At 65.3% G+C, this 24,958-nt stretch carries 28 protein-coding genes; 22 read left to right on the top strand and 6 right to left on the bottom strand.

Annotation, left to right across the window (positions count from 1 at the left end; genetic code table 11):
• The first annotated feature begins 30 nt into the window (after positions 1-30).
• From ABIA45_RS19110 to ABIA45_RS19095, 4 genes are read left to right on the top strand one after another with little or no spacing between them, the layout of a single operon-like run.
• A complete protein-coding gene (locus tag ABIA45_RS19110) occupies positions 31-1,188 on the top strand; it encodes an ABC transporter substrate-binding protein (RefSeq protein ID WP_271542105.1) in 1,158 nt (385 codons plus the stop codon).
• A gap of 54 nt (positions 1,189-1,242) precedes the next feature.
• Entirely contained in the window at positions 1,243-3,066 is a 1,824-nt protein-coding gene (locus tag ABIA45_RS19105; protein ID WP_271542104.1) for an ABC transporter permease, read from the top strand.
• A complete protein-coding gene (locus ABIA45_RS19100; RefSeq protein ID WP_198399649.1) occupies positions 3,066-3,914 on the top strand; it encodes an ABC transporter ATP-binding protein in 849 nt (282 codons plus the stop codon). The genes ABIA45_RS19105 and ABIA45_RS19100 overlap by 1 nt, the downstream gene beginning before the upstream one ends.
• Positions 3,911-4,651: an ABC transporter ATP-binding protein gene (locus ABIA45_RS19095; RefSeq protein ID WP_404543260.1), complete on the top strand. Its 741-nt coding sequence runs from the start codon at positions 3,911-3,913 to the stop codon at positions 4,649-4,651. Before ABIA45_RS19100 ends, ABIA45_RS19095 begins: the two co-directional genes overlap by 4 nt.
• A gap of 144 nt (positions 4,652-4,795) precedes the next feature.
• On the opposite strand, the gene ABIA45_RS19090 is transcribed toward ABIA45_RS19095, so the two are convergent.
• On the bottom strand, positions 4,796-6,310 hold the full coding sequence (locus ABIA45_RS19090; RefSeq protein WP_271542102.1) for an ATP-binding protein: 1,515 nt from the start codon (positions 6,308-6,310) through the stop codon (positions 4,796-4,798).
• Between the two features lie 118 nt (positions 6,311-6,428).
• Here ABIA45_RS19090 and ABIA45_RS19085 point away from each other — a divergent pair, with 118 nt between their 5' ends.
• Positions 6,429-6,554, top strand: coding sequence for a hypothetical protein (locus ABIA45_RS19085; protein WP_404543258.1), 126 nt, complete (start codon positions 6,429-6,431; stop codon positions 6,552-6,554).
• Complete coding sequence (locus ABIA45_RS19080; RefSeq protein WP_404543257.1) at positions 6,551-7,135, top strand: LysE family translocator; 585 nt, start codon at positions 6,551-6,553, stop codon at positions 7,133-7,135. The genes ABIA45_RS19085 and ABIA45_RS19080 overlap by 4 nt, the downstream gene beginning before the upstream one ends.
• A 27-nt stretch (positions 7,136-7,162) precedes the next feature.
• Here ABIA45_RS19080 and ABIA45_RS19075 read toward each other — a convergent pair whose 3' ends face one another.
• The 5 genes from ABIA45_RS19075 to ABIA45_RS19055 form a co-directional block, all read right to left on the bottom strand.
• Positions 7,163-8,227 carry a ketopantoate reductase family protein gene (locus ABIA45_RS19075; protein ID WP_036006955.1) on the bottom strand — a complete coding sequence of 355 codons (1,065 nt, stop codon included), beginning with the start codon at positions 8,225-8,227 and terminating at the stop codon, positions 7,163-7,165.
• Positions 8,228-9,112: 885 nt separating this feature from the next.
• A complete protein-coding gene (locus tag ABIA45_RS19070; RefSeq protein ID WP_157281942.1) occupies positions 9,113-9,748 on the bottom strand; it encodes a MarR family winged helix-turn-helix transcriptional regulator in 636 nt (211 codons plus the stop codon).
• An 810-nt stretch (positions 9,749-10,558) separates the two neighbouring features.
• A complete protein-coding gene (gene fliI / locus ABIA45_RS19065) occupies positions 10,559-11,884 on the bottom strand; it encodes a flagellar protein export ATPase FliI (protein WP_404653182.1) in 1,326 nt (441 codons plus the stop codon).
• Positions 11,885-11,924: 40 nt separating this feature from the next.
• A complete protein-coding gene (flgF, locus tag ABIA45_RS19060) occupies positions 11,925-12,653 on the bottom strand; it encodes a flagellar basal-body rod protein FlgF (RefSeq protein ID WP_036027436.1) in 729 nt (242 codons plus the stop codon).
• Positions 12,654-12,656: 3 nt separating this feature from the next.
• Positions 12,657-13,445, bottom strand: coding sequence for a DUF1217 domain-containing protein (locus ABIA45_RS19055; protein WP_275497125.1), 789 nt, complete (start codon positions 13,443-13,445; stop codon positions 12,657-12,659).
• Positions 13,446-13,586: 141 nt separating this feature from the next.
• On the opposite strand from ABIA45_RS19055, the gene motA reads away from it, so the two are divergent.
• From motA to fliP, 16 genes are all read left to right on the top strand, one after another.
• Positions 13,587-14,483 carry a flagellar motor stator protein MotA gene (gene motA / locus ABIA45_RS19050; RefSeq protein ID WP_404543254.1) on the top strand — a complete coding sequence of 299 codons (897 nt, stop codon included), beginning with the start codon at positions 13,587-13,589 and terminating at the stop codon, positions 14,481-14,483.
• A complete protein-coding gene (locus ABIA45_RS19045) occupies positions 14,480-15,421 on the top strand; it encodes a flagellar motor switch protein FliM (RefSeq protein ID WP_128263907.1) in 942 nt (313 codons plus the stop codon). The genes motA and ABIA45_RS19045 overlap by 4 nt, the downstream gene beginning before the upstream one ends.
• Positions 15,402-15,707 carry a hypothetical protein gene (locus ABIA45_RS19040; RefSeq protein ID WP_036037681.1) on the top strand — a complete coding sequence of 102 codons (306 nt, stop codon included), beginning with the start codon at positions 15,402-15,404 and terminating at the stop codon, positions 15,705-15,707. The genes ABIA45_RS19045 and ABIA45_RS19040 overlap by 20 nt, the downstream gene beginning before the upstream one ends.
• Positions 15,708-15,783: 76 nt before the next feature.
• Positions 15,784-16,158, top strand: coding sequence for a flagellar motor switch protein FliN (gene fliN, locus ABIA45_RS19035; protein WP_057030117.1), 375 nt, complete (start codon positions 15,784-15,786; stop codon positions 16,156-16,158).
• Positions 16,159-16,160: 2 nt separating this feature from the next.
• A complete protein-coding gene (locus ABIA45_RS19030; RefSeq protein WP_128263905.1) occupies positions 16,161-17,201 on the top strand; it encodes a flagellar motor switch protein FliG in 1,041 nt (346 codons plus the stop codon).
• A gap of 13 nt (positions 17,202-17,214) precedes the next feature.
• Positions 17,215-18,300 carry a flagellar biosynthesis protein FlhB gene (flhB, locus tag ABIA45_RS19025; protein ID WP_404543252.1) on the top strand — a complete coding sequence of 362 codons (1,086 nt, stop codon included), beginning with the start codon at positions 17,215-17,217 and terminating at the stop codon, positions 18,298-18,300.
• Between the two features lie 64 nt (positions 18,301-18,364).
• On the top strand, positions 18,365-18,766 hold the full coding sequence (gene flgB / locus ABIA45_RS19020; protein ID WP_157281919.1) for a flagellar basal body rod protein FlgB: 402 nt from the start codon (positions 18,365-18,367) through the stop codon (positions 18,764-18,766).
• 11 nt (positions 18,767-18,777) lie between these two features.
• A complete protein-coding gene (gene flgC, locus ABIA45_RS19015; protein ID WP_036006988.1) occupies positions 18,778-19,194 on the top strand; it encodes a flagellar basal body rod protein FlgC in 417 nt (138 codons plus the stop codon).
• A 2-nt stretch (positions 19,195-19,196) separates the two neighbouring features.
• Positions 19,197-19,526, top strand: a complete 330-nt coding sequence (locus ABIA45_RS19010; RefSeq protein WP_036037689.1) for a flagellar hook-basal body complex protein FliE — start codon at positions 19,197-19,199, stop codon at positions 19,524-19,526.
• Positions 19,527-19,544: 18 nt separating this feature from the next.
• Positions 19,545-20,333 carry a flagellar basal-body rod protein FlgG gene (gene flgG, locus ABIA45_RS19005; RefSeq protein WP_036006992.1) on the top strand — a complete coding sequence of 263 codons (789 nt, stop codon included), beginning with the start codon at positions 19,545-19,547 and terminating at the stop codon, positions 20,331-20,333.
• A 13-nt stretch (positions 20,334-20,346) separates the two neighbouring features.
• The gene (gene flgA / locus ABIA45_RS19000) at positions 20,347-20,823 is read left to right on the top strand and encodes a flagellar basal body P-ring formation chaperone FlgA (RefSeq protein WP_404653177.1); all 477 of its coding nucleotides are present in this window, start codon (positions 20,347-20,349) and stop codon (positions 20,821-20,823) included.
• Positions 20,820-21,950: a flagellar basal body P-ring protein FlgI gene (gene flgI / locus ABIA45_RS18995; protein WP_128263899.1), complete on the top strand. Its 1,131-nt coding sequence runs from the start codon at positions 20,820-20,822 to the stop codon at positions 21,948-21,950. The genes flgA and flgI overlap by 4 nt, the downstream gene beginning before the upstream one ends.
• Positions 21,951-22,017: 67 nt before the next feature.
• Positions 22,018-22,764, top strand: coding sequence for a MotE family protein (locus tag ABIA45_RS18990; protein ID WP_404653175.1), 747 nt, complete (start codon positions 22,018-22,020; stop codon positions 22,762-22,764).
• Entirely contained in the window at positions 22,765-23,472 is a 708-nt protein-coding gene (gene flgH, locus ABIA45_RS18985; protein ID WP_157281909.1) for a flagellar basal body L-ring protein FlgH, read from the top strand. It abuts the gene before it with no gap.
• 42 nt (positions 23,473-23,514) lie between these two features.
• The gene (locus ABIA45_RS18980) at positions 23,515-23,958 is read left to right on the top strand and encodes a flagellar basal body-associated FliL family protein (RefSeq protein ID WP_404546309.1); all 444 of its coding nucleotides are present in this window, start codon (positions 23,515-23,517) and stop codon (positions 23,956-23,958) included.
• Positions 23,955-24,695 (top strand): flagellar type III secretion system pore protein FliP, encoded by a 741-nt coding sequence (gene fliP, locus ABIA45_RS18975; RefSeq protein WP_404653174.1) that lies wholly within the window; start codon positions 23,955-23,957, stop codon positions 24,693-24,695. The genes ABIA45_RS18980 and fliP overlap by 4 nt, the downstream gene beginning before the upstream one ends.
• Positions 24,696-24,958 lie beyond the last annotated feature (263 nt).

The raw sequence follows: 24,958 nt of genomic DNA, 5'->3' as shown, positions 1-24,958 counted from the left end.
TGTATCAACATTGAATGGATGGAGCCGTGCATGAGCAACATCGATCGCCGTACCCTGGTCAAAGGCTCGCTCGCCGCCATGATGGCGAGCCCAGCCTTCTCGCGCGCCGCACTGGCGCAATCCGCCGAGCCGATCCTGCTCGGGGTCAGCGGCCCCCTCACGGGACCGAACGCGCAATATGGCGCGCAGTGGAAGCAGGGCTTTGATCTCGCGCTCGACGAGATTCACGCCGCCGGCGGCATCAACGGCCGTAAGCTCGCCTACCAGTTCGAGGACAGCCAGAGCGATCCGCGCCAGTCGGTCGCGATCGCCCAGAAATTCGTCTCCGATCCTCGCATCGTCATGGAGCTCGGCGATTTCTCCAGTCCCGCCTCGATGGCGGCCTCCCCGATCTATCAGCGCGGCGGCCTGGTGCAGTTCGGCTTCACCAATTCGCACCCCGACTTCACCAAGGGCGGTGACTTCATGTGGAGCACGTCCGTGAGCCAGGCCGACGAGCAGCCGCTGCTGGCGTCCTACGCCGTCAGACGGCTCGGCCTGAAGAAGCTTGCGGTGCTGCACCTCAACACCGATTGGGGCCGAACCAGCCGCGATCATTTCGTCAAGGCGGCCAAAGAATACGGCGCCGAGGTCGCGATCACCGAGGGCTACATCGCCGAGGAACGCGACTTCCGCTCCACCCTGGTGCGCGTGCGCGACGCCAGCCCGGACGGGCTGATCCTGATCTCCTATTATTCCGACGGCGCGCTGATCGCGCGCCAGGCGCGCCAAGTCGGCCTGAAGCAGACGATCTGCGCGGCCAGCTCGGTGTACTCGCCGAAATTCATCGAGCTCGGCGGCGAGGCGGTCGAGGACGTCCATCTCGGCACGCGCTATTTCCCGCAAGATCCGCGGCCCGAGGTGAGGAAGTTCATCGAGGGCTTCAAGGCCAAGTACAACGGGCAGGAGCCCGACGCCTTCAACGCCTATTCCTATGACGCGATGAACATGGCCGCTGCCGTGGTGAAGATCGGCGGCACCGACCGCCGCGCCATTCGCGATGCCTTCGCCAAGGTGAAGGACGTCTCCAGCGTCATCTTCGGAAAGGCGACGTTCGACGTCGAGAGCCGCCGCGTCAAGGGCGCCATGAACGCCGAACTCGTCGTGCGCAAGGGCCAGTTCGCGCTGTGGGACGGCAAGCCGACCTGATGTGATGGCCGAAGCGATCGCTCCGGCCGCTTTCTCCCTGATTAGGAATGCTGCGTGTCCTCCTGGCTCGACCACACCATCAACGGGCTGATCGTCGGCAATGTCTACGCGCTCGTTGCAGTCGGGCTCGCGCTGATCTTCGGCGTCAGCCGGCTGATCAACTTCGCGCAAGGCTCGATCTATCTGGTCGGCGCCTATATCGGCTGGATCGCGGTGGTGCAGCTGCACACGCCGCTGCCTCTCACCATCATCGTGGTCGCCGTGGCCGCGGCGATCGTCGGTCTGATCATCGAGCGGTTCGGTCTGCGGCCGCTGCAGAACTCGGTGCGGATCGCGCCGCTGCTCGCGACCATCGGCATCAGCTTCGTGCTTGATCAATTGGTGATGCTGATCTTCTCGCCCAATCCGCGCGCGTTGCCGAGCCAGTTGCCCGATGTCCGCTTCCAGGTCGGTGGCGGGACGATCGGGCCGCTTGATCTGCTCATTGCCGGCGTCGGCCTCACCAGTGCGCTGCTGCTGTTCGTGTTCCTGCGCTACACCAAGCTCGGCTGGGCCGTGCGTGCCACCGCGCAGGACCGCGACGCCGCCATGCAGATGGGCGTCGACGTCAACCGGGTCAATCAAGCCGTGTTCGGTATCGCGGCGGCGCTGGGCGGCGTCTCCGGCATGCTGGTCGGCATGTACTACAACCAGATCGATACGGCGATGAGCCTTCAGGCGACGCTCAAGGGCGTCGTCGCGGAAGTCGTCGGCGGCGCCGGCAACGTGCCGGGCGCGGTGATCGGCAGCCTGCTGCTGGGCCTCGTCGAGAGCTACGGCGTCGCCGTGCTCGGCACCAGCTACCGCAATTTGTTCGCGTTCCTGCTGCTCGTCGTCGTGCTCGTGCTGCGGCCGAACGGCCTGTTCGTCAGCGCACGGCAGGCGCCGCCCGAGCCGCTCACCGGCACGTTCATCGCGCCGAGCCGCCCGGTGAATATTCCGCGCTGGGCGCTATTGGCCGCCGTTGCCGGCTTTGCGATCCTGCCGCTGTTTCCGGTGTCCTTCTACGTGCTCCAGACCCTGATCAACGCCTGGCTGCTCGGCATGCTCGCGCTCAGCCTGACGCTGGTTGCGGGCACGATGGGGCAGGTCTCGCTCGGGCATGCTGCGCTGCTTGCGATCGGCGCCTACACCTCCGCATTGCTGTCGCTGACGCTGGCCGTTCCGGCCGGACTTGCCGTCATCGGTGGTGGCCTGATGAGCGCCGCGCTCGGCACGCTCCTGATCTCGCCGTCCTTCCGCCTGCGCGGGCATTACGTGTCGATCGCGACGCTCGCGATCGGCGAGATCGTGGCGCTGGTGATCCTGAACTGGGAGAGCGTGACGCGCGGCCCGATCGGCATCTCCGGCATTCCGCCGCTGGCTCTATTCGGCTATGACCTGATCAGCCCGACCTCGGTCTATTGGTTCAGCCTTGCGGTGATGGTCGTGCTGGCGCTGCTGCAGGGGCGGCTGCTCACCTCGCATCTCGGCCGCAGCTTTCGTGCCATCCGTGACGACGACATCGCCGCGCGCGCCTATGGCCTCAGCCTGAATCGCTACAAGTCGATCGCCTTCATCTTCGGCGGCTTCGCCGCCGGCGTCAGCGGCGGCATCGCCGCGCATCTTTATTCCTACATCAACCACGAGACCTTCAACACGCAGCAATCCATCCTGGCGCTGACCGTCGTGATCCTCGGCGGCCTCGGCAACGTCGTCGGCGCGATTGTCGGGTCGGTCGCGCTGGTCGGCCTGCCGGAGGTGTTCCGGATCGCGGCGGAGTATCGCATCCTGATCTACGGCATCGTTCTCTTGCTGCTGGTGCGGTTCAGGCCGCAGGGCCTGTTGGGAACGGTCTGATGGAGAAGCAGCTTCACGCCATGCTGTCCCTGCGCGGCCTGACGCGCCGTTTCGGCGGCCTCACCGCGGTCGATACGATCGACCTCGATCTCGCCAAGGGCGAACTGATCAGCATCATCGGCCCGAACGGCGCCGGCAAGACGACGCTGTTCAATCTCGTCACCGGGCTTGACCGGCCCGATGCCGGCACCGTCAGCTTCGAAGGGCAGGACATCACCGGCCTGTCCCCGGAGCGGCTCGCGGCCGAAGGCATCGCGCGCACCTTTCAGCTCGGCCGCGTGTTCGGCAATCTCAGCGTCATGGACAATGTCCTGATCGGCGCGCACACGCGGCTGCGCGCCGTGAAGCCGGCCGTGCCGGTGATCGGTCCGCTGCTGGAATTGGGTCTGGCCCTGCTGCGTCCCTCGCGCGTCAGGGCCGAGGAAGAGCGGCTGCGTGAGGAGGTCAAAGCGATCCTCGCCCGTTTCGGCGAGCGGCTGCTGCCGCGCATCGACCAGCCCGCCTATAGCCTCTCCTATGCCAACCGCCGCCGCGTCGAGATCGCGCGTGCGCTCGCGCTGAAGCCGCGGCTGCTTCTGCTCGACGAGCCCACCGCCGGCATGAACCCGACCGAGACCGCGGAGATGCAGGGGCTCGTCGCCGAATTGAAAGCCGAAGGGCTGACCATCCTGCTGATCGAGCACAAGCTGGAGATGGTGATGCGCCTGTCCGACCGCGTCATCGTCATGGACGAGGGCAAGAAGATCGCGGAAGGGCCGGGCGAGCAGGTGCGAACCGATCCCAAGGTGATCGAGGCCTATCTCGGTCACGGGCTATCAGGGGCGGCGGAGCAGGAGAGCGCGGCATGACGAACTCTACTCCCGAACCGCTGCTGGCTTTGTCTGATGTCAACACCTTCTACGGCCAGGCCCAGGTGCATTTCGACCTGTCGATCACGGTCGCGCGCGGCCACATCGTCTGCCTGCTCGGCGGCAATGCGAGCGGCAAGTCGACGACGATGAAGATCATCTTAGGCCTGGTGAAGCCCCGATCGGGCGAGGTGACGTTCGACGGCGCTTCGCTGATCGGGCTCACCACGCCGCAGATCGTCCGCCGCGGCATCGCCTCGGTGCCGGAGGCGCGGCGGCTGTTCGCCGACATGAGCGTGCGCGAGAACATCCTGATGGGCGCCTTCGTGCGCAACGACCGCGACGCCATAGCGCAGGATCTCGACAGGATGCTGACGCTGTTCCCGAAGCTCGGCCAGCGGCTGTCGCAGCGCGCCGGCTCGCTGTCCGGCGGCGAGCAGCAGATGGTGGCGATGGCGCGTGCGCTGATGAGCCGCCCGCGCATGATCGTGATGGACGAGCCGACCATGGGCCTGTCGCCGCTTTATGTCGATCGCGTGCTGGAGCTGATCCGCAGCATCAACCAGGCGGGCGTCTCGGTGTTCATGGTCGAGCAGAACGCCAGCCTCGCGCTCGAGATCGCGCACGAGGCCTATGTGCTGCAGACCGGCAAGATCGTGCTGTCTGGCCCCGCGCGCGCACTGAAGGACGACCCCCGCATCCGCGACGCCTATCTCGGCGGCTCCGAGGCGGCCTGACGGTCCCAACCTCTCCCGCTTGCGGGAGAGGTCGCGCCGAAGGCGCGGGTGAGGGCTCTTGGGGGCTGTCCCTTTGCGGAGAGACCCTCTCCCCAACCCTCTCCCGCAAGCGGGAGAGGGAGCGCATCTCATTCGTAGTACCAATCAAGCCGACGCCGCGCTCGCGACCTGCTCCGCTGGCTGATCATCTCCGTTGGGATCGCCCGGCGCGGTCGCCCAGGCGAGCTCCACCAGCGTCACGATCCGGCGGCCGCCGCCGTCGAGCTGGACGACGATCAGGCCCTGCTCCTCCATGTAGCCGAGCAGGCGCTGTGCGCGGCGCAGCGAGTGCGAGCCGTAGGCGCGGGCGATTGCGGCATCGCCGGGGCAGGGCCAGCCTTCCTTCGCCGCGCGCGCGATCATCATGAACACGCCCTGCATGTCATCGGGCAGGATCGAGGCGCGCAGCGCCACGTCCTGCCAGGCGTCGTCGTCAGTCAGATCTGTCCCGAGCCCGGCGCGCGCATGCGTCAGCATGCGCCGGAATTCGTTGAGATCGGGCACCGCCGCCCCTAAGCCCTCGATGCGGCAGCGGACCACGAACTCCTGATAGAGCACGCCGATGGCGCGGAAGCCGGCATCGGGCTCGGCCATCACGGCACGCAGCGTGCGATCCACGCGCTCGCGCCGCTCGGCGAGCTCTTCGGCACTGACGGGAGCCTCGACCGCCTCTAGCCGAATCTCCGGCACCGCGGCGGCCTTCGCCGCGCGAAGCTGCTCGAGCAGATCCGGTGCCGGCCGTCGCTGCGGCCGGCTGGCATCGGGCGGCGGTGCGGCGAGGATAACCGCGCGGGCATCTTCAAGCGTAGCCTCCGGCAGCGGCATCAGCCGCGGCGTCGAATTGCGCGGGCTGGTCTCGGTCGGGCCGATGTTGAGGCGCAGCGGCCGGCGCGACAGCGCAGGCCCCAGCGCCATGAACTGGCCGCGCTCGAGATCGCGGAAGGCTTCCGCCTGCCGCCGCTCCATGCCGAGCAGGTCGGCGGCGCGCGCCATGTCGATGTCGAGGAAGGTCCGCCCCATCAGGAAGTTCGAGGCTTCCGCCGCGACGTTCTTGGCGAGCTTGGCCAGGCGCTGGGTCGCGATGATGCCGGCAAGCCCGCGCTTGCGGCCGCGGCACATCAGATTGGTCATGGCGCCGAGCGAGAGCTTGCGTGCTTCGTCCGAGACTTCGCCCGCCACCGCCGGCGCAAACAGCTGCGCTTCGTCGACGACGACGAGCATCGGGTACCAATGATCGCGGTCGACGTCGAACATCCCGCCAAGGAACGCAGCCGCGCGCCGCATCTGGTTCTCGGCATCGAGACCTTCGAGATTGAGCACGGTGGAGACGCGATGCAGCCGTGCGCGCTCGCCCGCGACCTGGAGGCCGCGCTCGGTGTGATCCTCGGCCTCGATCACCAGATGGCCGAAGCGCTCGGCCAGCGTGACGAAGTCGCCCTCGGGATCGATGATGGCCTGCTGCACCCAGGGCGCGCTCTGCTCCAGCAGCCGCCGCAAGAGATGCGACTTGCCGGAGCCCGAATTGCCCTGCACCAGGAGACGGGTCGCCAGCAGTTCCTCGAGGTCCATGGCGGCCGCGGCGCCTGCCGTGGTCTGCCCCATCTCGATCGCAACCGTCATGTCCCCGACTCAAAGTCCGTCATTCGCGGACAGCGGCTTATCAATCCAGCCGCGGCGCGTCGAGCGCTCCAGCGCGAATCAGGCGGTGTTGCCCACGCCAAAACCGGAAAGCTCCGCCGTGCGCGGCAGGAACCCGGTGCCGAACGGCGCCGGCTTGGGGAAGATGGTGCAGACCGCCATCGCTCGGCCCGAAATGACGCAGATCAAGATCGACCGGCCCGAGACCTGCTATCCGGCCGTATGACCTTTCTGACCTTCTTCACGGCGACCTATTTCCTGCTGGCGGTGCCGGGGCCGACCAACACCCTGCTGGCGACATCGGGGGCGGGAGCGGGCATCTCGCGCTCCCTTCATCTGCTCGCGGCGGAACTGTGCGGCTATCTGCTGGCGATCGCGGTGCTGCGGCTGGCGCTCGGTCCAATCATCAGCGACATCCCGATTGCGGCGCTGCTGCTCCGCGTCGCCGTGACCATCTACATCCTGTGCCTTGCGGTCATGCTCTGGCGCGTCAACACGCGCGAGCTGCGCGGCGGCGCTGCGGTGACGTTCGGTCAGGTGCTGCTGACGACGCTGCTCAACCCGAAAGCACTGGTCTTCGCGTTCCTGCTGCTGCCGCTCGGGGCCGGACCGCTCGAACTGCTGCCGTGGCTCGGCGTGATCGCGCTTCAGATTCTCACCGCCGGCGCGGCGTGGATCATTCTCGGCGCAACGCTCGGACGTGGCGCCCGTCGCCTCGGGCGCCCTGACCTCGTCACGCGCACCGGCGCGGTCACGCTGGTCGCGGTGACCGGGCTGATCTGGCTGCAATCCTTCCTGGTTGCCTGAGCGCCGGCGTTGCCGGGGCGCGCCGCGCTACTGCGCGCCGGAGCCGCCCTGCACGATCTTCTCGTTCAGCTTCTGGTCCACGGTGTCGACGGTGCGGTCGATCTCGGCGTTGGGTACGCCGAGCTGATGCGAGATCAGCTTCACGAGCAGGTCGACACGCTCGATGAAGGGGGCGCCGCTCGCGACCGCGCGCGCGGCCGATGACGGCTTGAGCAGGCTCTCCGCGGCCTTGGCGTATTTCGCGAACGGCACCTGGTCCTGCGGATCGGCGCCGAGGCGGCGCGCGATCGCATCGACATGGTCGTAGATCGTCTGCGAACGATTGAGATCGCCGTGCACGGCGTCGCGGATCGACTGCGGCTCGTTCGGCGTGATGCAGCGGTAATTGCCGGTCAGCAGCATCGACCATTTCGCCAGCGGCACGAACAGGGAATCGAACACTTTCAGCTTCACCGGCACGTCGTGGCCGTCGAGCGTCACCGCGTCGATGTCGGCCTCCAGCTCGCGCAGCAGCTTGTTGTGCTTCTCGTCGGCGAAGACCGACGCCTTGAAGTTGGTGGGCAGGCCGACATGCAGCACGTTGGCGGCCTCTTCCGGCGGCCGGAAGGCCTGCGGGTCGGGCGAGCACAGCGTCACCAGCCCGGGCTCAAACCGCTCCCACACCTGCGCATTGGTGTAGGCCTCCTCGAGATCCATGTCGGCGAGTGCCGGAATCCGCTTCAGATAGGGCAGGGGCGGCATGTTCATGATCGACAGGCACGGCAGCTTCGCCGCGGCAATCTTGACCATGAGGACGCGCACCGTGTGGTTGGTGTATTGCGGCTCCTGCATCGCGAGGCCGACCAGATCGTAGCGGGAGAGGTCGACATTGGCCGGCGTCACCGCGTCGAGCTTGCCAGGGAGGTTGCGGGAGAAGATCGCCCGGTGCACCGCCTCGTCGCGCAGCTTGATGCGCACCTCGGTACCGTCGCGGTTGATCAGCTCCGCGGTCTTGGCGCGGCAGACCAGGGTCACGTTGTGCCCGGCCATCAGCAGCTTCGTGCCCAGCAGGGAGCCGTAAGAAGCCCCAAGAATCAATATGTTGCGCGCCATGCTCCGTCCCCTTGGCAATTTGCATGATTTTTCAGCCCCGGCCGTTCCGCGGGGCCGGTTGGAGGGCATGTAAAGCGAAGCGCAAGGGGATGGCAACTGGGATAATGCATACAAGGCTGCATCTGGTCCCCGCGGGTTCGAGGGCTAGCCTGGCGGGCCTGGTTCGGCCTCGTGTCAACCCAGCGAAGCAAAGATATTCTTTTTTACCGAAATTCGGAAATAGCGTATGTGTCGCCTATCCCGGCTCAATCTCGAGGGGCGATCATGAGGTCGTCATTGTCGCGAGCCGGGCTTGCGGTGGACGCGGCAGCGTCGGCATGAAAGGTGCGGGCAGGGCGGGTAGTCCCTGTGAGCTCGTAACCGCGTGCGGACGAGCGGCGCTGCTAGGTTTCGTCTCGTCTGTAAGTTTCCGGCTCTGTCGACGGAGCTGGGAAAACTGCGGCGAAATGGCGGGCCGTGCGTACGGCAAAACCGTGTGGTCCTGGCCGTCGTTGCTACGGCCAAGCTCTCGCGAATGCGGCATTGGCGTCAACCGGCGCGGTGCCGGTGACTTTTGCGAGGGTGAGGGAGGCCAGAGGGAACTCGGCTCCCGGGAGAGCACGGCATAAGCAGTCCGACCATCGCGCAGGGAAGGCCGAGTGATTGGCACCACCTGTATGCTGCTGTGCGGTTTTCTGCGTGTGCGTTTTGCGCAGCAGACCGCGGGTGCGAGGTCAGCACCCGGTCTTCCCTGCGCCCTCTTGCCGATGAGGGCGGCGAGACGAAGCAAAGCTCGGGCGAAATCAGCCGCGAGGATGCGAAGGCGTGTCTGCAGGCTGACACGAGAGTTGGTGAATGACCATGCGACCTCATACGATATTGATGGAGCGCCGCTTCTTGGCAGCCTCAGCCCTGGCTCGCCATGCGGTCGCGGTCGAGATGCTGCTCGATCTTGGGGCGGTCACGGGTGCGCTCGAAGCTGGTGCAAAGCAGCTCGGTCTCCTCGAGCGAGATCGGAGCACGATAGAGCCGGCACATGAATTCGGCGTTTCCGCGTCCCTTGGAGGTAGCCGGGCCGCGCTCTGCGAGAAACATGCAGTCCCGGCAGATGCTCGCTTCGAGCCGCTGATGGGCTGCATCGAGGTGATTGAGGATCTCGCGGAGAGAGTCGCGCAGCCTGATGCACTCCTCGGTCCCGAGCGACGTCACCGCGTTGACTACGTGATTGATCGGGTCGTGCTGGTTCAGGCACTTCTCACCCTGGGACGTGACGTGGAGGACGACGGAACGCTTGTCCTCATGCGACGGCTTTCGCACCAGGAACGACTTGCTCTCCAGAGTCTTCACGATCTGCGACGCCGTCGCGCGTGTGGCGCCGATGAAGCCGGCCAGTGCGGACGGCGTGCGCGAAAACCTGTTGGCGCGCCCGAGAAAGCGCAGCGCCATCCATTCCCGATCGCGCAATCCATGCTGATTGCCCTCGAAATACCAAGCCCGCGCCGCCTGAACCAGCAGCTCGACGGCTTCCCGCGCCAATGGCATGAATCTACCTCGTCCCCGGAACTTCGTCTGCGGCGTCCCGAAGCCGCTTTGCGCCCTGAGTGTCAGACGAGCATGCCCTGTCGAACTCTCGCACAATGGCGCGGATCGCACCGCGCCCGACCTCGGCCGATGAGCGTCGCATCGTCCGCAGCGAGAAGCCGTATCGCTGATGACATGCCAACAGCGTGGTCGTCGCGCGGGAGCTCGGGTTGCCGTCGTCGGCAAACCGTGGAACGGAGTAGCTCAACCGAAGCCCCCAAAGTTCAAGTCACAAGCAGACGTTTCTTATACTCAACCAAAACGATGGATGAGCTTCTCAACAAAATCAAGTAGAGACCCTCTCACAGGCTGGATGTCGTCGCAGGCGAATGTAACGTTCAAGGGCAATCTCGTTGTTCGGGACACATGATGGTGAACGCAATACATGGCGCGGCGAGTAATATGCACTCGATATTGTGAGAGTTTGATTGCACGCGCGTTGTTGTCTTGCGTTGATGCAAACTGATCGAAGCTTGTGCATCACGATGACGTTTGGCGGCACGTCATCCACAACTTGTGCGTTCTGCCGCGGAATCGTCGAGGGAACTCATTGGAATTGCACGCGGCGGTTGTTCCCGTCGTGCTTGCAGAATAGACTCTTCGATCGCTTGCACAGCGCTTGCCAGCTCGTGCACACCCGAACGGCGAATTCGCTCACGACGAAGATCGGTGTGCCTGTGTGCACGCGCATGCGCTGGAAGCGTAGCGACATGCGCAATCTCTTGTCGAAAACCACGGGCAGGGCGGACGGCGCCTCACCCTCTCCACCCGTCAGTCGCCCTTGAGCATGTCCCGAAGCTCGCGGAACGGATCGGCGCTCGGCGGAGCCGACGCGCCCTGTCGCATCGCGTTGTAGATTCGCGGAACCATCTCGACCGCCTGGTCGAGGCCCGAATCACGTCCCGGCTGATAGCCGCCCATCAGGCGAAGGTCGCGCGTGTCCTCGTATTTCGCGATCATGGCGCGCAGCTTGCTCACCAATTCGCGCTCCTCGGGGTCCCAGACGTTGTGGGCGAGGCGGGAGACCGAGGCCAGAACGTCGACGGCCGGATAGCGCGCCTGGTCGGCGATGTGCCTTGAGAGCACGATGTGCCCATCGAGCGTGCCGCGGATGGTGTCGGCGATCGGCTCGTTGTGATCGTCGCCATCGACCAGCACGGAGAAGATCCCGGTGATGGTGCCGGATCCCTCCTCGCCCGGACCGGCGCGCTCGAGCAGGCGCGGCAGATCGGTGAAGACGGTCGGCGCGTAGCCGCGCGCCACCGCGGGCTCGCCGGAGGCGAGCGCGACCTCGCGGGCGGCGTGGGCAAAGCGAGTGATCGAATCCACCATCAGCAGGACCGATTCGCCGCGGTCGCGGAAATATTCGGCGACCGCCATCGCCGTCTTCGGCGCCAGTCGCCGCATCATCGGGCTTTCGTCGCCCGTCGAGACGATTGTGACAGCGCGATGACGGTCGTTGCCCAGCACGTCCTCGATGAACTCGCGCACCTCGCGGCCGCGCTCACCGACCAGGGCCAGCACGACGGTGTCGAAGCCCTGGCTGCGGGCGAGCATCGCGAGCAGCGTCGATTTGCCGACGCCCGATCCGGCAAAGATGCCGACGCGCTGGCCGGCGCAGACCGGCGCGAACAGGTCGATGACGCGCACGCCGGTGCGCAGCGGCTTGTGCACGCGCGCACGCTTCATGGCCGACGGCGCCTCCGCCTCCGCCGAGACCGCCTGCGACCCTCGCGTGAGCGGCCCCTGTCCGTCCAGCGGCGCGCCGAGGGCGTTGATGACGCGGCCCTTCCAGCTTGGATCGGGCGCGAACGACAGCGGCGGCATGCGGGAGGCGACCGAGCCGAGCCCGCCCGCGAACTGCCGGTCGAACGGCTTGGCGATGATGCCGTCGCTGTCGATCCGCACCACCTCGCCGATCTGGCGCTTGCCGCCGCAATTGACGCCGATAAGCTCGCCGAGCCTGACGAAGCGGGACAGGCCGGAGACGCGGAAATGCGTCGGCGCGATCTCGGAGATCGCGCCACTGATGCTTGCCAGGGGAGTGCTCTGCTGAAGCTCCAGCAGCGCCCACTCGAGTTGCCGAAGAGCGTTCAAGGAAACCGTCCAACCTCATCCTGCGCGCTTGGCGCGCAATCTACTTGCCGGGTTCGCCGAGGGTCCGGATCGCGTTCTGCAGCGAGCTCTCGGTGCCCTCGATCATCGAGTTGGTGCCGTCGAAGGCGCGCGAGGCCGAGATCAGCCGCGTCAGTTCGAGCATCGGATTGGCGCCGGAGCCTTCGACATATCCCTGCTTGAAGCCGTCCCGGGAGAAGTCCGCGATGGCAGTCGCTGGCCGGTCGGGCGTCACGCCTGAATTGCCGTAGCGTTCGAGATTGGCGTCGGCCGGAATGCTGAACAGGCCGATGGTGCCGATCTCGTTGTTGTCCTGGATGATCGCGCCGCTGCGCGCGATCGAGATCGGTCCGCCGTTCGGGTCGAGCGTGATCTGCGCGCCGCCGGAATCGACGATCGGAAAGCCGCTCACGGTCTGAAGATCGCCGTTGGGGGCGATCTGGAGCCGGCCATCGCGCGTGTAGACCGTGCCGTTCGGACCGGCGAATGCGATCCAGCCCTGGCCGACCACGGCGACGTCGAGCGGGTTGCCGCTTTCGGTGATGTTGCCCATCTCTCGCGAGATGATGTTGTCGCCGGGCGAGGAGAACGCCACCGGTGTCGGACCTGCCTTGGACAGCACGGTCTCGAACTTCACCACGTCGGTGCGGAAGGCGGCCGTGTTGACGTTGGCGACGTTGTTGGCGATCGTCTGGAGGCGCTTTTCAAGGGCGACCTGCGCCGACAATCCCACATAGAGAGCCGATTGCATGACTTACCTGTTGAACTTGATGTTCTGAAGCGTCGTGAGCACGTTGGTATCCATGCTGACCGACGTCGCGGCGCCGGCGATCAGGACCAGCGCGGGATTGGTCGAGCTGTCGTTCCGGGCCTGGGTCGCATCCCACATCGCCGCAAAGCGCTGCACGAACTTGGTCACCTTGGCCGGATCCTGAAAGTCGGTGAGCTTGATCTTGTCCGCGATCATCTTGGCCTGGGCGTCGATGTTGGCCGCGCTGATCGTCGACGGCAGGCCGAGCGCGGTCTGCACCACCTGCGTCAGCGCCTTGTCGGCCAGGATCTGGTAGGCGGTCGTGATCGTGGAAGCCTTGCGGGTGAAATACAGCGCCAAACGCAGGCCTTCGTTCTGATCGCCGGCCTTCTCCTCCATCGTCTGCGTGACGTACTGGGTCGCGGTGCCGGTCGTGGCCGCGGCGCTCTGGGTCGCCTTGTCGCCGAGTGCGGCGAAATTGAAGGCGGTCGCGAATTGCCGGTAGCGGGTGTCGGTCAGCTTGTTGGCGAAGGCGTCCTTGCTCGCGACGCCCTCGGTCAGCACCTTGCGCATGAACGCCTTGGCGTATGTCATGTCGCTGAGGCCATAGGCCTTCATCGCATAGGAATAGAGACGATAGTCCTTCAGGAAATCGTCGATGGTCTTCACTTTGCCGATATGGCTGAGGAAGTAGTCGGTCTCGCGGCTGACATCCGGCTGCTTCGCGACTTGCGTCAGCGACTTGCCCATGTCCTTGGTCAGCCTGGTGTAGTCCGCGATGGTGGATAGCATGAAACGCGCCCCTCTGGCCGCCGGTGCGACCCGCTTCAAGCTGCCGCCAATTGCTTGCGCGGGGCTGGCGACCTCGAAGCCAGCTTCGCGCAAGCGTCGCCGACTAGGTATTCCAGGTGGGATCGGCGATGGAGCGGCGCGTTGGGCAGTTTCGTGGGGATTTTCATCACGGTAGCGGCGCTGCTCGGCGGCTTTGCCGCCATGGGCGGGCATCTGGCCGTGCTCATGCAGCCGTGGGAGTTCGTGATCATCATGGGAACCGCGGTCGGCACCTTCATCGTGGCGAATCCATGGAAGACGGTGGTGGACACGGGCGTCGCCTGCATGCAGGCCATCACCAACGCGGTGCCTGGACAGCGCTATTACCTCGACCTGCTCGGCGCGCTGCACGCCTTGATGCGTGAGCTGCGGGGCAAGGGCCGCAACGAAGTGGAGGCGCATATCGACGATCCCTCGTCCTCGGAGATCTTCAAGGCGTTTCCCAGCGTGCTCGGAGATCCCTCGCTGCTCCAGTTCATCTGCGACTACGTCCGCCTCATCATCATGGGCAATGCGCGCACGCACGAGATCGAGGCGCTGATGGACGAGGAGATTCATACCATCGTGAAAGGCAAGCTGGCGCCCTATCATGCACTGGTGACGGTGTCCGAGGCGCTGCCGGCGCTCGGCATCGTCGCCGCCGTGCTTGGCGTCATCAAGGCGATGGGCGCGCTCGACCAGTCTCCGAAGCTATTGGGCGGCTTTATCGGTGCAGCCCTGGTAGGCACCTTCGCAGGCATCTTCCTGTCCTATGGCGTGCTTTCGCCCTTCGCGATCAAGATCAAGATGACGCGCGAGAAGAAGTGTCGGCCCTACATCATCGTCAAGCAGACGCTGCTGGCATTCATGAACGGTGCCATGCCGCAGATCGCCGTCGAGCACGGCCGCAAGATGATCTCCAGCAGCGAGCGTCCCTCGATCGACGTCGTCGAGAACGAGACGATCGCAGGTCCCAAGGCCGTCGTTGCCGACGCTGAACCCAAGGCGGCGCGCGCATGATGATGGAAGACGCCGAGGTCGACCAGCGCAAGCAGCTGCCGAACTACCTGCTGGACGCTGCCGGCATATCGATCGAGCGTATGCCGATGCTCAATGTGATCTTCGATCGCATGGCGGCATCGTGCACCGACAGCCTGCAGCCGATGGCCGGAACGCCCTGCTATTTCTCGGTCAACGGCATCACCAACGACCGTGTCGGCGATATCATCAAGGACTACGAGGCCAACGCGGTCGCGGCGGTGCTCTATGCCGAGCAGTGGGACTCCCGCGTCATCATCATGCTGGACCGTGACTTCGTGTTCACGATGGTCGAAGCGATGTTCGGATCCGACGGCGCCGAGCCGCCGCTCGATGTTGAGCGCGCGTTCTCCAACATCGAGCTCCGCCTGGTCCAGGCGCTGTTCGAACGGTTCGCCAAGGCGTTGCAATCCGCCTTCGCCGGCACGTCGAACGTGACCTTCCGCGTCGAGCGGGTCGAGACTGCGATGGCCTCGCTCGCGATCGGGCGGAGCGGCAACATGTCGATCTGCGCGAACATCATGCTGCAAGCGCTCTACCGCGGCGGTCAGATGTTCCTCATCATTCCGCACTCCGCGCTCAATCCGCTGCGCCAGAAGCTCGCTCACGTGGTCGTCAGCGACGGTCGCGCCGCCGACCCACGCTGGCGCGAGCAGATGGAAAGCGAGGTGCAGCGGACCGAGGTGACGCTCAGCGCCGTGCTCGACGAGAAAATGGTGACGCTCGGCGACGTCGTGAAGTTCGAGGTCGGGCAGGTGCTCGAGCTCGAGGCCACGCCGCGCACGCTGGCCCGTCTCGAAAGCAATAATCAGGTGTTGTTCTGGTGTCAGATCGGCCAGCTCGACGGCTATTACGCCATGCAGGTGGCAGATCCCGTCGATCAGAAGCGGGAGTTCGTCGATGATATCCTATCTCGTTGATATCGTGCTGCTGGCTGCGCTCGCCTTCACCAGCATGCGGGTGACCAGGATGCACCGCGAGCTGGCGCGGCTGCGCAGCTATCAGGGCGAGTTCTCCACCATCATGCACGAGACCGCGGGCGCCTTCGACACGGTCATCACCGCGGCGCACGATTCGACCGCGAATCTCGGACGCCTCGCCAACGTGCTGAGCACGAAGATCGACCAGGCTCACGAGGCGATCGCGGCGCTCGATGCGCGCAGCGGGCTCGCACCCGCGGCGACCGCCGAGTTGAACAAGCACTGAAAGCCGGCACCGGCAGAAAAATACGGCCGGAACGCCGCGGCGCTCCGGCAGCGGAAGTACCAAGAGGCGATACCAAATGGCGCAATCCTTCGACTATGAGCCTGCATCTGCATCGACCGAGGCCGAGACCTCACCGCTGGAACGCCTGGCCGAGATCGCCCAGCGCACCGCCGAGGAGACTGGCAAGTTCGCCAACGTCGACGCCATCTTGCGCATTCCCGTCACCATGCAGGTGGTGCTGGGATCGGCGACCATTCCGGTGGCGAACCTGATGAAGCTCGGACGCGGCGCAGTGGTTCCGCTCGATCACCGGGTCGGCGAACCCGTCGACGTCGTCGTCAACGGCCGCATCGTCGCCCGTGGCGAGGTGGTCGTCGTCGAAGAGGACAATTCCCGCTTCGGCGTCTCGCTGACGGAGATCGTGGGGCCGCTGGGGCAGGGTGATACCTGACCATGGCGGCACCGGTCGGCATCGCTCCCACCAAGCAGCGAGGCGTTACCACGCTGGGCGGCACGGAAAAGGTCGCCGCGCTCCTGCTGGCCATGGGCCGGCAGGCGGCGGCGAGCGTGCTGCAGCAGTTCGAACCGCAGGAGATCCGCATCGTCACCAAGGCGGCGGCGGAGCTGCGGCCGATCACCGCGCAGGAGCTCGAGGGGATCGTCGAGGAGTTCGCCCAGCAGTTCTCGATGGGCGCGAACATCCTCGGCACGCTCGGCGGTCTGGAGGCCGTGCTCGGCGACGTGCTGCCGGCCGACCAAGTCTCGCAGATCATGTCCGATCTGCTCGGCAATTCGAGCCGGTCGGTGTGGGACCGCGTCTCCTCGGTCTCGGAAAACTCGCTGGCGAGCTACCTTTCCAAGGAGCATCCGCAGACCGCGGCGCTGATCCTGTCCAAGGTCAAGCCGGCCTGCGCCGCCAAGGTCATGAGCCAGCTGCCTTCGAGCCTGCGCAACGAGCTGATGCGGCGCGTTCTGAGCCTCAAGCCGATCGTCGACGACGCCATGCGCATCATCGAGAAGACGCTGCACGAGGACCTGACATTGAATTTCGCCCGTAACCTCGGCGCCGACACCTACGCCCGCGTCGCCGACATCATCAACAAGATGGAACGCGGCCACATCGAGGACATGCTGAAGAGCCTGTCGGAGAAGCGGCCGAAATCGGCCGAAGTGCTCAAGGAGCTGCTGTTCACCTTCGACGACGTCGTCAACTTGACGCCGAAGGCACGCACCATGATCTTCGACCAGGTGCCGACCGATCGCATCGTCGTGGCGCTGAAGGGCACCGACAAGCATTTCCGCGAGCTGATCCTGTCCTCGGTCGCCTCGCGCGTCCGCCGCGTCGTCGAGCACGAGCTCGCCATCGGCGAGCCGTCCAACCAGCGCGACGTGCTGGAGGCGCGACGCGTGATCACCGACCTTGCGCTCGAGCTGGCGGAGAAGGGCGAAATCGAGCTCAACCCCGAGCAGGAGGATGAGCTGGTCTTCCGCTAACCGCTGAACGGGCATGGCAGAAACATCCGATCAGGAGAGCAAGACAGAAGAGCCGACCGAGAAGAAAGTCCGCGATGCGCTCGAACAGGGCAAGATTCCGGTCTCTCGGGAGGCCTCCATTTTCGCCTCGATGGCCGCGCTGATGGTGATCCAGGCGTTCCTGATCGGCCAGGGCGTGCAGCAATTGACGCCGACGCTGAAGAGCCTGCTCGACGATCCCGAGGGCTTTCCGCTCTCGACCGGTGCGGACGCGCAGAACCTGCTCACCGTGGTCGGCCTGCAGGCACTGCGGTTCCTGGTGCCGTTGGTGGTCATCCTGGTGGTGTTCGGGCTCGCCGCCTCGCTGCTGCAGAACGCGCCGCGCCTGGTGCTCGAGCGGATCAAGCCTGACTTGTCGCGAATCTCTCCAGTCAGCGGCTGGAAGCGGTTGTTCGGGACGCAGGGCCTGATCGAGTTCGCCAAGTCGCTGTTCAAGCTCGCCGCGGTGACCGCGGTGGTCGCCTTCGTGCTGCGCGCGTCCGAAGCGAGGGCGTTCGAGGCCATGTACACCGACCCGGTCGCGCTGCCGGAGATGATCCTCAACATCGCGATGCGAATCGTCTCGGCGATCTGCATCGCCACCATCGTCCTGGTGGCGATCGATCTCGCTTGGGCGCGCTTCCACTGGCGGCGCGAGCTGCGCATGACCAAGCAGGAGATCAAGGACGAGCACAAGCAGGCGGAAGGCGATCCCCTGATCAAGGCGCGTCTGCGCTCGCTGGCGCGCGACCGGTCGCGCCAACGCATGATCGCCGCGGCCTCGCGCGCGACGCTGGTGATTGCCAACCCGACGCACTTCGCGATCGCGCTGCGCTACAAGCGTGAGGAAAACGCCGCGCCGCTGGTCGTGGCCAAGGGCATGGACGTGATCGCGCTGAAGATCCGCGAGATTGCCGAGCAGAACCGAATCCCCGTCATCGAAAACAAGGCGCTGGCGCGCGCGCTCTACGAGGCAGTCCAGGTCGATCAGGTGATTCCGGCGGAATTCTTCCGGCCCGTTGCCGAGATCATCTACTTCCTCCAATCCAAGCAGGCGCCGCGGCCCGAGAACGTCCGATAGATTTCCGAGGATGATGCTTCGCGCAACAGCTTGACGAAAGCTTAACGCCCTAGGCTCGTCCCGAATGGATCAGAATGGGGCCGTCGTGGGACCGCTTTATCTCTTCGAACTCGCATCGTCGCAGGCGCGCTATCTCGAGCTGCGTCAGTCGACCATCGCCACCAACGTCGCCAACGCCAACACGCCGGGCTTTCGGGCGCGCGACGTCGAGCCGTTCAACAAGGTGCTCGACGGCATGCCGGTGAGGCTTGCGACGACGTCGCCGTCCCACATGCAATTGGCCGCAGCCGAGACCGACACGCGGGCGACCGCGAAGAAGGACAGCTGGGAAGTGGTTCACTCCGGCAACTCCGTCAGCCTCGAACAGGAAATGATCAAGGGCAACGACGTCAATCGCGACTATTCGATGAACGCGGCGATCGTGCGGTCGTTTCACCGCATGGTGCTGTCGAGTGCAAAGGCCTGAGGTGAATTGACATGCTGGACTCATTGAGTGCCTCGCTGACGGTCGCAAGCTCCGGGCTCGAAGCGCAGTCGACGCGCATGCGCATCGTCTCGGAAAACCTCGCGAACGCCACCTCGACGGGGCGCGCCGCCGGCGCCGATCCGTATCAGCGCAAGACCATCACCTTCGATGCGGCGATGGATCGCGCCTCCGGCGCACAGCTCGCGAAGGTCAAGGAGATCGGGGTCGACACCACGCCTTACCGGGTGGAGTACGATCCGGGGCATCCCGCCGCCGACAAGGCCGGCTACGTCAAGCTGCCGAACGTGAACATGATGATCGAGATGGCCGACATGCGGGAGGTCAACCGCTCCTATGAGGCCAATCTCCAGGTTGTGAAGCAGGTGAGGTCCATGCTCGGCATGACCATCGATCTCTTGAGGAGCTGACCATGCTTGAGGCGATTTCATCCACCGCGATTTCCGCAGGGCAAGCCGCGGGCCGTGCGACCGAGACGCAGGCCGTCTCGCCGGCGGCGACCACCGCGATCCAGACCAGTGACGACGTCGGCTTCGAATCGGTGATGAAGCAGGTGACGTCGGATGCGATCGGGACGCTGAAGGCGGGCGAGGCGGCATCGATCTCGGCAATGCAGGGCAAGGAATCGACGCGCCGCGTCGTGGAGGCGCTGATGTCGGCCGAGCAGGCCCTGCAGACGGCGGTCGCGGTGCGCGACAAGGTCGTCCAGGCCTACCAGGAAGTTGTTCGGATGTCGATTTGATCTGAAGGAGTGGGACCAGTGAAATCGCTCGCCATTGCGGCCACGGGCATGAACGCCCAGCAGACCAACATCGAAGTCATCGCGAACAACATCGCCAATATCAACTCGACCTCCTACAAACGGGCGCGCGCGGAGTTCACCGATCTGTTCTACCAGATGGACCGCATGCAGGGCGTCGCGAATACCAACGGCTCCTCGCCGATTCCGGAAGGTGCCAATCTCGGCCTCGGCGTCAAGTCCGCGGCGATCCGCAAGCTGCACATCCAGGGCGCGCTGACGCAGACCGGCAATCCCTATGATCTCGCGATCAACGGACGTGGCTGGTTTCAGGTGCTCGGCCCCAACAACGAGGTGCAATACACCCGTGCGGGCTCGTTCAACGTCAACGCCAACGCTCAGCTGGTCACGATCGACGGTTACCTGCTGGATCCCGCGATCACCATCCCGCAGGGGACGGTCGAGGTCACGGTCAACCAGACCGGCCAGGTGTTTGCCAAGCTCGACACGGAAGTGAATCCGCGGCAGATCGGCCAGCTCAACCTCGCCAACTTCGCCAACGAAGCGGGTCTCGAGCCGCTGGGCAGCAATCTCTACAAGGAGACCACGGCGTCCGGCACGCCGGTCGTCGGTCTGCCGGGCGATGCCGGTTATGGCAAGATCAACCAGAAATGGCTCGAAGCCTCGAACGTCGACCCGGTCAAGGAAATCACCGAGTTGATCTCGGCACAGCGTGCCTACGAAATGAATGCCAAGGTCATCCAGGCCTCGGATGAAATGGCCCAGACGGTCTCGAAGGGCATGCGCTAGTTCCGGTGTCTCGATGTTGAACAGGGTGGGCCTGATCGTGCGCGGGTTGGCCGCCGTGCTGCTGGTTCTCGCCGCGGCGCGGGCCGCCGCAGCCGAGGAGAAGCGGCTTCCCGTGCCGGCCGTCTCGATCCGCGCCGGCGAGCTGATCCGCGAGGAGATGATCACCGAGCGCGCCTTCGCGCCGAGCCTGCTCGGCGTCGCCATGTTCATCGAGGCGCGTCAGATCCTGGTCGGCCGCATGGCGCGGCGCGCGCTGTTGCCGGGCCAGCCCATTCCAACCAATGCGGTGGAGGACCCCTGGACCGTCGCGCGCGGCGCCATGGTCAAGGTCGTGGTCGAGGACAGTGGCCTCTCCATCGTCACTTACGGCTCGGCCATGCAGTCGGGGGCGGCCGGCGCGCTGATCCCCGTGCGCAATACGGATACCGGCGTGATCATCAGGGGCGTCGTCCAGCCGAACGGCAGCGTCAAGGTCATGGACGGGTCATGACCAGGCTCCTGCTTGCGCTCATACTGCTGGTGTCGGCCGCCAGCGCCCAGGCCGCCGTCCGCATCAAGGACATCGCGGACATCAAGGGTCTGCGCGAGAATCAGATCGTCGGTTACGGCCTCGTCATCGGCCTCAACGGCACCGGCGACACGCTGCGCAACGCGCCGTTCACCGAACAGTCCCTGCAGTCGATGCTCGAGAACATGGGCATCAACGTCAGGAACGAGACCACGAGCACCAACAATCCCCCGCGTCCAACCACGCTGCGCACGCGCAACGTCGCAGCCGTGATGGTGACGGCGGACCTTCCGCCTTCGATCGGGCCCGGCGAGCGCATGGACGTCACCGTGTCCTCGCTCGGCGATGCGACGTCGCTGCTCGGCGGCACATTGGTGATGACGTCGCTGCGCGCGGCGGACGGCGCCGTCTATGCGGTGGCACAGGGCGCGATCACGGTTGCCGGCTACAGCGTCGGAGGCCAGGCGCAGAACGTCAGCCAGGGCACGCCGACGGCCGGGCGCATCCCGAACGGTGCGCTGGTCGAACGCGAGGTGCAGGGAAGCCTCCACGAGATGGAGTTCCTGGTGCTACAGCTGAAGAACCCGGACTTCGTCACCGCAACGCGCATCCTCGACGCTGTCAACCGCTACGCCGGCGGTCGCTACCGCGCGCAGATCGCCTTCGAGCGCGACTACCGCACCATCGTGCTGTCGAAGCCGCGTCATGTCGGCCCTGTCCGCTTCCTCGCCGAGATCGGCGAATTGGTGGTCGAGCCGGATACGCCGGCGCGGGTCGTGATCAACGAACGCACCGGCACGGTCGTGATCGGGCGCGACGTGCGGATATCGACCGTCGCCGTGACCCACGGCAATCTGACGGTTCGCGTCACGGAGATGCCGGTGGTGTCGCAGCCGGCGCCGTTCTCGCGAGGACAGACGGTGGTCGTCCCGCAGACGGTGGTCGAAGCCAACGAGGCCGGATCGCAGGTGGCGATCCTGAGCGGGGTCGATCTCCAGCGCTTGGTGCGCGGGCTGAACCAGATTGGCCTGAAGCCATCGGGGATCATCGCGATCCTGCAGGCGATCAAGACGGCAGGCGCGCTCCAGGCCGACGTCATCGTGCAATGATGCGCAAGCGTCGTGCAAGCTTGGTCGCTCAATGCTCAGGTCTGAAGCGAGAATCGCACGCGGCCCGATGCTGAAGCTGGATCACAAAGGCAAACTCCTCCTGCTGGCCGCGGTAGCAATGCTCGCGAGCGCCTCGCCCGCGCTCGCCTTGGACGAGACCAAGCCGTCGAAACCGCTCAACCTGCTCTCCTTCGCCCGCGCCCGCGCGGGCGGACCGCAGAAGCCGCAGCCGCCGGCCACCGCGACACCTGGCGACAATGCGTCGGTCCGGGCCACGGCATGGGCGGCCGAGGAGTCGGGCCCCGTTATCACCGGCGCGGTGCCGGAGACACCGGCGCCTGCCCGTCCGGCCAAGCCTGGCAGCGTCACGGCGCCGCCGAAGCCTGCACCGCCGCAGGCTGCGCCGGCCCCCGACAACGAAATCGCGCTGTTCTGCAGCAACGTTGCCGATCCCGCCGTCGACGCCAGGCTGGCCTGGCAGCTCAAGGAGCTCGAGAAGGCCGAGAGCCTGCTGCGCGAGCGCATCGCCGAGGTCGAGGCCAAGCGCGCCGAATACGAGAAGTGGATGGCGCTGCGCGACGACTTCTTGAAGAAGGCCGAAGCAAGCGTCGTCGAGATCTATTCGCGCATGAAGCCCGAAGCTGCGGCGACGCAGATCGCCGGCATGGCCGACGAGACCGCCGCCGCCGTGCTCGCCAAGCTCAGCCCGCGCAGCTCGAGCGCGATCTTCAACGAGATGGACACGGCACGCGCGGCGCACCTCGCAGACCTGCTCGGCGGCATGCGTCGCGTGGACGACGGAAAGAGCAAATAGATGAACAGGCCGATCCTCATCCTTTCGCTGCTCGCGGCGTCCGTACTTCTGGCCGGTTGCTTCCATGATCCGGCCGAAGTCCTGACCGGTCCGCAGATGTCGCCCGTCGGCAGCGGCCTGCGGATGCAGGCCGATCCGATCCCGGTGACGCCGCGCATGCGCACGCCCGTCAGCTACCGCTCCACCTGGGACGACGGCACCGATCTCTACCGCGATCCCCGCGCCCGCCGCACCGGCGACGTCGTGACGGTGATCATCTCGATGCAGGACAAGGCCAAGCTCGACAACAAGACCGGCCGCTCGCGCGACTCGCAGGTCAAGTTCGGTCTCGACTGGCTGATGGATATCGCCGGATGGAACGACACGGGTTCGGCCAACGCCAATCTCAGCACCAACACTCAGATCAAGGGCAACGGCCAGATCGACCGCACCGAGGACATCAGGCTCTCGATCGCGGCCATCGTCACCGACGTGCTGCCCAACGGCAACATGATGATCAGCGGTTCGCAGGAATTTCGCGTCAACACGGAGATGCGCGTGCTCAAGGTCGGCGGCATCGTGCGTCCGCGTGACATCTCGCGGGCCAACACCATCTCCTACGACAAGATCGCCGAGGCGCGCGTGTCCTACGGCGGGCGCGGAAATCTGTCGGACGTGCAGCAGCCTGGGTGGGGACACCGGATCTATGACGCCGTGGCACCATTCTGAGACCGGCGTCGGCCGGGGCGCGTTGCGATGCCAGGGGACGCCATGCGCCTGATCGCCGCCATCGTCGTGCTGACCCTGATCGCGATCGGCGCGGGCGCGATTGCCGGTCTGCATCTGATCGCGACCGCCGAACGCGTTGCCGACGCCAAAAAGAACGCCACATTGCCGCCGATCGCGTCGAGCTACGCCGGCAGCGCGCGGCTCAGGAAATTGTCTCCGATCGTGACCAACCTCGCCGCGCCGGCCAACAATTGGGCGCGCATCGAAGCCTCGATGGTGACCGACAGCATGAGCGACGAGGATGCGGGCATTCTGGCCGCCCATATCAGCGAGGACATCGTGACCTATTTGCGGTCGGCGACGGTGGCGCAGTTCGAGGGATCGCGCGGGCTCCAGCATCTGCGTGACGACCTGACCGAGCGTGCCAATATCCGCTCATCGGGCAAGGTCCGCGAATTGATCATCGAGACGCTGGTGATCCAGTGAGGGTGATAGTCCTGCTGCTCGCAATGGTTCTGGTCGTGCTGCCCGAAGCGGCGCTGGCCCAGATTCCGGACCTGAATTCCCTGCTGCCGCCCGGAAACGGCTCGACCAGCGGCCGGATCATCCAGCTGATGGCGCTCATCACGGTGCTGTCGGTGGCGCCGGGGCTGCTGATCATGGTGACGAGCTTCACGCGATTTGCGGTGGCGTTGTCGTTCCTGCGCGCCGGTCTCGGCCTCCAGACCACGCCAGCCAACCTGGTGCTGATCAGTCTCGCGCTCTTCATGACCTTCTACGTGATGGCGCCGACCTTCGACCGCGCCTGGGAGACCGGCGTCCAGCCGCTGATGAAGAACGAGATATCGGAGGAGGAAGCCTATCTGAAGATCACCGATCCGTTCCGCGAGTTCATGCTGGCCCATGTCCGCGACAAGGATCTCCAAACCTTCGAAGCGCTCGCTGCCGAAAGCTTCCGCAGGAAGTTCGACGACAAGCGGGTCGATCTGCGCGTCATCATTCCGGCCTTCATGATCTCCGAGCTCAGGCGCTCGTTCGAGATCGGATTCCTCATCATCCTGCCGTTCCTGGTGATCGACATGATCGTGGCGACGCTGACCATGTCGATGGGCATGATGATGATGCCGCCGACGATCCTCGCGCTGCCGTTCAAGATGCTGTTCTTCGTGCTGATCGACGGCTGGAATCTGCTGGCTTCCGGGCTGGTCCGCTCGTTCTCGTGAGCACCGCGAGCGCCCGCCGGCCGATTATGGTTAAGCGAAACGCGCTGGATATGGTTATCGGCGCGTAATTTTAACCATATGATATTACTGTGGAATTCAAGCTCGTCTTAATCCGGAAGCAAGATTCGGCGTGCTAGCAACACGGTACGGCGGGTTGGACCCACACAGATCGGTCCAAAGGCATGATGCCGCCCTTCCGTACCGGTGCAAGCCCGGTATGTCCCCTCGTGAAAATGTAAACGCGTACATAAAGGGACATTCGC

The organism is Bradyrhizobium sp. USDA 336 (genome assembly GCF_044908355.1).
Classification (GTDB): Bacteria; Pseudomonadota; Alphaproteobacteria; order Rhizobiales; family Xanthobacteraceae; genus Bradyrhizobium; species Bradyrhizobium yuanmingense.
The sequence above is the reverse complement of the archived record's forward strand: the minus strand, read 5'-3'. Positions and strand labels throughout refer to the sequence as shown.